Source organism: Microcystis sp. LE18-22.4A, assembly GCF_027531105.1.
In the GTDB taxonomy this organism is placed as follows: Bacteria; Cyanobacteriota; Cyanobacteriia; order Cyanobacteriales; family Microcystaceae; genus Microcystis; species Microcystis aeruginosa.
In genome coordinates, this window is sequence record NZ_JAPZRB010000298.1 from 1 (window position 1) to 4837 (window position 4837).

At 42.7% G+C, this 4837-nt stretch carries 4 protein-coding genes; 1 reads left to right on the forward strand and 3 read right to left on the reverse strand.

Going from position 1 to position 4837, the window contains the following annotated elements:
- Window positions 1–287 precede the first annotated feature (287 nt).
- Window positions 288–1790, reverse strand: coding sequence for a 4-alpha-glucanotransferase (gene malQ, locus O9295_RS13580; protein WP_288033323.1), 1503 nt, complete (start codon window positions 1788–1790; stop codon window positions 288–290).
- A 362-nt stretch (window positions 1791–2152) separates the two neighbouring features.
- A complete protein-coding gene (locus tag O9295_RS13585; protein ID WP_288033324.1) occupies window positions 2153–3277 on the reverse strand; it encodes a hypothetical protein in 1125 nt (374 codons plus the stop codon).
- A gap of 1205 nt (window positions 3278–4482) precedes the next feature.
- Between O9295_RS13585 and O9295_RS13590 the strand changes: the two genes are divergently transcribed.
- The gene (locus O9295_RS13590; RefSeq protein WP_288033325.1) at window positions 4483–4740 is read left to right on the forward strand and encodes a hypothetical protein; all 258 of its coding nucleotides are present in this window, start codon (window positions 4483–4485) and stop codon (window positions 4738–4740) included.
- Here O9295_RS13590 and O9295_RS13595 read toward each other — a convergent pair.
- Window positions 4730–4837: transposase (locus O9295_RS13595; protein ID WP_287672724.1), on the reverse strand; the 108-nt coding region annotated here is incomplete at its 5' end. The genes O9295_RS13590 and O9295_RS13595 overlap by 11 nt on opposite strands.

Genomic DNA, 4837 nt, shown 5'->3' on the forward strand with positions numbered 1-4837 from the left:
AATCAAAAAGTACCAGGCATGGGAGTGATCAGGGGGAAAATTGAGGTACTTTTTCCCTGAAAATTAGGTAGGGTCTGCTGAATAAATCTAAAAACCTTGTTGGATAAGACTTTTAGACTTTTTTTTTCCTCAAAAAGTGCCAGCCGTTGCGGGGATCGGGGGGAAAATTCAGGTACTTTTTCCCTGAAAATTAGGTAATTGACTACCTCAAAATCGGTAAAACCCCACACCCCACACCCCACACCCCACACCCTGCCCCCAGGAAAAGCTTTTTCAGCAAACCCTATTTAACGATTTCTGCCAAAAAGATTGACTAAATCTCGCAATCTCTCGCTATATTCTCCGGTTAAAGCCTCCTGACGATAGCGCCATGACCAATTCCCTTCTGCGACACTGGGGGTATTCATCCGCGCATCCGATCCTAAACCTAACACATCCTGTAACGGTACGATCGCCTGATTAGCCACGGAACTATAGGCCAGTCGAATCAGATCCCAAGCCACTCCCTGACCACTGGGAGCGCCAAGATATTGATATAGTCGCGCTTTTTCGTAGTCATTGGCGTTATCCTGAAACCAGCCCACAGTGGTATTATTATCGTGAGTGCCGGTATAAATCACACAGTTGCGTTCGACGTTGAAAGGAAGATAGGGATTACCCGCATCACCCCCAAAAGCAAAGTGGAGAATCTTCATCCCGGGGAAGGCAAAGTGATCGCGAAAATCTAAGACTGCTTGGTCAATATCGCCCAAATCTTCGGCAATAATCGGCAATTTACCTAAACGAGCGCCAATAGTATTAAAGAGATCATAACCCGGGGCCTTCAGCCAACGACCATTAATAGCGTTTTCCTGGCCAAAAGCCACCGCCCAATAGGCTTCTAATCCGCGAAAATGATCGATACGGATGATATCGACTAGGGAAAGAACCGCTTTTAAACGGCGTACCCACCAGTCAAAGCCCGTATTTTTGAGATAATCCCAGTTATAGAGAGGATTTCCCCATAATTGCCCCGTTTCTGAGAAATAATCCGGGGGAACCCCCGCCACTTCCAAGGGATTACCGGTTTGGGGATCTAGTCGGAAAACCTGCGGATTTGCCCAAACATCGGCACTATTATGGGAGACATAAATGGGGATATCACCGATAATCTCGATACCGAGGGAGTTAGCATAGCGTTTTAGGGCTAACCACTGCTCAAAAAACTCAAATTGCAGGAATTTGTGCAGAAAAATCTCCTCTTGTAACTCCTGTTTCGGTGTTTCCAACGCACCCCAATGACGTTCACGAATTTCTGTCGGCCATTCCATCCATACTTTACCCGGGTAAGCGTGGGATAGGGCCATAAATAGGGCGTAATCCTCTAACCAATCGGCATTGCCAGCACAAAAGCCAGCAAACTGTTTGTAAAGAATTGTGTCAGAACCCTTGACAAAATTGCTCGCCGCCTTTCTAAGTAGAGGAATTTTCCAAGCGATCAATTTATCAAAATCCACTTGATCGAGGGGAAAATCGGGAATATCCTCGAAATCTGCCTCACTAAGCAGGTTTTTTTCCCGAAGAAGATCGAGACTAATCAGGAGATGATTGCCAGCAATGGCACTAAAACTCATGTAGGGAGAGTTACCGTACCCTGTCGGGCCTAAAGGGAGAATTTGCCAGAGTTTTTGACCACTTTGAGCCAAAAAATCGATAAATTGATAGGCTTCCCTACCTAGTTCTCCAATCCCGTAACGGCCAGGATGACTGGTGGGATGAAGCAAAATACCGCTAGAACGGCTAAAAGCCATGAAAAAACCCCCTTATCAGTGATTCGGTTAGCAGTTATTAAGTGTTTAAAGCTGAATGCTCACTGCTATCTCCAAGCTAACCCGATGTCGATCGATAACGGCAATACTTAACAACTTTATTAGACCTATAGGACACAATCAGGCATTACAGCCGTACATTAACAGATCGTCTTTCCAGTGAAAAAGATTCCTTCGGATCACGTTCTACGTTACCCCGGAGGAAAAGCCGAGCGCTTGTCAGTTATTGTGCCAATGATAGGGGCGCATCGTGGTCAGTGAGTTGATCGAACTGCGTGCGCCCAAAATGTAATATAGATATTTCGACCAAATTGAGATGCAGCCGCCGAAAATTCAAGAGCGATTCACTTACTGTCGGTAAGTCCTATTTCCTGTAACCTCCTCTTCAACCCAGACCGGTTACTGTACTGTTCGTAAATCTGGTTCAGGCGCTCTTGGAAAACGGGCAACCCGTTTTGATATTCGGCTAAATCTCTTAATTTGACCAACAATTTAACAGCCTCATCGTAGGATTTAGACTGGGCTTTCTGAATTAGGGACTCGACTTGCTGCCAAACTTGCGCTTCCCGTTTAGCTAAAGTTTGTAGTTCCTCAATTCGCTTGGCTTCCGCTTCTTGTTGTCGCCGTTTTTCTGCCTTTTTTCCTTCCTCAGCAGCAGCCTCAAGAAGTTCTTGAACCGTGCGTCGAGCCTGGTTAGAGGGGGGAGAAGTAGGGATTAATTGAGACAGCTTTTGTTTGAATTTAGCAGATAAATTATGTTCTCCTTTAGCCAGTCTTAATAGGAAATCTTGGCGTTCAGAAGCCGATAATTGGCTAATAGCTTGTTGCCAAGTTTGCTTAGAGATAGTTGTTAGTTTACCACTGGATGCACAAGCAACATTTAATAAGTGTTCGTCCAATTCAAAGATTTCTGTAAAAGCCTTTTGAGATGCAGAAAGTTGATTTAGTCCGGGGGGTAGAGGAGGTTCTAGTTGGGTCTTATCGATGTCTATATATCCCTCCGATAAGTCAATAGCTTTCAGCCAGGCTAAATATAATCCTCGATAGTCTTGCTGGAGAATTTCTTGGCGTAATCCTATCAATTCCGATAGAATCCCTTCTCCTTCTATCCAGTCATTAAAACCCTCTTCTTGACTAAATTCCCAATCTAAAATTGCCCAATCTCCCGCAAAAGATAAGCTGATATAATCATCAATACAGTAAAGTTCAATTGCTTCTCGGTTGATCAGGGATGTGGGAAAACGAAACATTAATTGCTGTGTTCCCCAGTTGGCGATGTAGTACATGATATCGAAATACCGAGCCAGCACCTGTTTGGGATCCCCCCGAAAATTGCCGTAACTATAGGTGAAACTGGCACTCGTTGCCGTCGGTTTGACGCGGCTCGATAGCTCGCCTATGGCAGCCCTTTCCTCTTGGGTGAGGGGGCGATCGATAGCTTGGAATTCGTAATATTGGTATTCGCTCATGGTGTGCAACCTATCTCAAGGTTTATGATCGATATGCTGATAATTGATAATTGTACGGGGATAGTTAGGGTTTGCTGAATAAATCTAAAAACCTTGTTGACCCACTTTCCGCATTTCTTAACATTCAATTGATGATTTTTACTAATATATTGCTTAAAACCCATTGCCAGTAAAGATTATAGGGTTCTTCGGTTTGTCTTATGCAACGTACAGGATTATAAGGAATGAAACTCTTATACAGAAAGACATTTGGCGATTTTTGTCAATTGTTTTCGATCTAGAGCGAACTAATCAATTAAATCTCTTGCCAGATAAGGATTTAGTCGATTTATGCCATCCTATCGAACCATACCAAGTAACGAAGAACCGATTATAGCTACAATGATAAGTAGGTAAGGTAGGCGTTAAAAATTATCAGATGCCCCCCTTATTAAGGGGGGATTAAGGGGGGATCCCCCCGCCTATCGGCACCCCCCTTATCAAGGGGGGCAGGGGGGATCGAACCTAAAATCCATTTTTAATTTAATTATAACCAGCTACTTAGATTTTTATCAAGGTGAAGAATTGTAATTTTTTTTCTCAGAAAAAATCAATTATTGAAAATGTTCTCAATAGTAGTTTCTACAATGAAGGTTTTTCGTCAAAACATCTTGGGGAATGTAAAAATATATAAAAGTATATGAAGATGTGCGGAATGTCGGCCTATAACTAAAGATAAATTCGACAGGACGGGCGATCTCGGATGTATTAGGAATGGCAAGAATGGGCAAATCGCCCGATCTTTACCGATAAGGAAAAAGTTCGGGTGATCGATCGGTAATTTACTCTCATTGGTCTTTGCAAGAAATCTAATCTATTCCTTTGGATAGTGGCACGGTTAAAATCGATAAGATTATAATTTCTTTTGTTAAGCACTTTAGCGATCGCTAGATATTTCTGCGATTCGTTGTCGGCTAATCGTTAAATTTTGTGAAAAAAACCTCATTGGTTGAGATTATCGGAGATAGAGTAGGGATAGGTGAATAAGGGGGAAATAATCAGATTACTTGGGGGACAATTACACGGATGAAATCGCCGAAACTTCGTTAGGTCAAGAGTTTTGTCATTTGGAGGAAAGTTTAGATAACAGGTGGGGTCTGTTTGATGGCAGGGATGGCACTGAAGCAGCTTGGAAGTGTTAAGGGGGCGAGGAAGAGGTTGGGTCAATGAGCAATAGTAAGCTCCAGATCACAAAAATAGAGGCGGCTGGCATTATCATTGCAAGCCTTGCCGCTATTGCCACCGTAATACTAGGATTTATAACTTTTTATCAAGGCAAAAATATTGGGGAGATGCGGTCTAAGATAGAGAAGTTGATGCCACCTACTCTTCAAGACAAGGCTCAAAAAATCGTTTGCCAAATGGCAGATAATTCTAGCCCAGGCTCTTCTGGTTTTCGTGTGTTAATTTTTGTTATGAATTAAAGCAAGCAAACAGCTTAAGTCGAAGATGTTCAAAATTGGTAAATCCATAACTTATTCTTTTAATAAGCTTTATTTTGGTATTCATTCCCTCAATTAA